We start from the raw sequence: 1,049 nt of genomic DNA, 5'->3' as shown, positions 1-1,049 counted from the left end.
ACACCGTCATGGTGCGGTCCTCGCCCGCGTAGCGGTTGAAGGCGGCGTAGACCGTGGAGGGCGGGCAGACCGGGTCCATCAGGCCGACGCTGAACAGGGCCGGTGCGGTGGCCCGCTGGGCGAAGTGGACGCCGTCGAAGCAGTCGAGGGTGTCGAAGGTCGGCTGCACGCGGTGCCGGCTGTGCCAGCGCAGGTACTTGGCGATCTCCGGATACGGTCCCTCTCCGGCGATCTGCACGGCATGGCGGAAGTGGCAGAGGAACGGCACGTCCGGCATCACCGCCGCCACGCGGTCCCCGCTGAGCCCGGCGGCGGCGAGGGCCAGACCGCCGCCCTGGCTGCCGCCGGTCAGCACGATCCGGTTGCTGTCGAGACCCGGCAGTTGGGCGACGGCGTCCACGGCGCGCACGCAGTCGGTGATCAGCCGCCGGTAGTAGTAGTTCTCCGGGGAGTCGATGCCGCGGGTCATGAAGCCCTCGACCCACTGGGTGCCGTCGCCCTCGCCCCGGTCCGGGGTGTCGTGGCCCTGACCCCGGCTGTCGACCACGAGTTGGGCGTAGCCGGCGGCGGACCAGAACAGGTGCTCGGTGGGCAGCCCGCGGCCGCCGCAGTAACCGATGTAGGTGACGACGACCGGCAGCGGTCCGTCCACGCCGCGCGGGCGTATCAGCCAGGCGGCCACCGGCTCGCCGTTCCAGCCGGGGAACCGTACGTCGTCGACCTCGACGGTGCGCAGGCCGTACTGCGAGGTGACGCGTTCGGCCTTGACCGCCCCGTCGTGCGAGCGGGCTTCGGCGAGGGTCCGGCGCCAGAACTCGTCGAAGTCCTGCGGTACGGGCAATTCCGGCCGGTAGTTGACGAGTTCGTCGAGTCCGAAGTCGGTGAGCGGCATGGGGGCTTCCTCCGGATGGAGCGATGACGAGCTGGAGTGGTGGGACGTGAGCAACGGCATGGGGGCCGCCTCCGGGCGGCGGGGTGACGGGAGTGGAACGGGCGCGGCGCCAGGGCGCCGGGCGACTGAGGGCACCGGGCCGTGAGACGGGCCTCGA

1 protein-coding gene is annotated in these 1,049 nt (G+C 72.0%); it reads right to left on the bottom strand.

The features are described from left to right. On the bottom strand, positions 1–892 hold an 892-nt coding region (locus tag C2142_RS36705; protein ID WP_241003031.1), incomplete at its 3' end, for an acetylxylan esterase. Between the last annotated feature and the right edge of the window lie 157 nt (positions 893–1,049).

It is taken from the genome of Streptomyces sp. CB01881, assembly GCF_002953255.1.
Classification (GTDB): Bacteria; Actinomycetota; Actinomycetes; order Streptomycetales; family Streptomycetaceae; genus Kitasatospora.
Note: the sequence above shows the minus strand (reverse complement) of the source record. Positions and strands in the feature narration are given on the sequence as shown.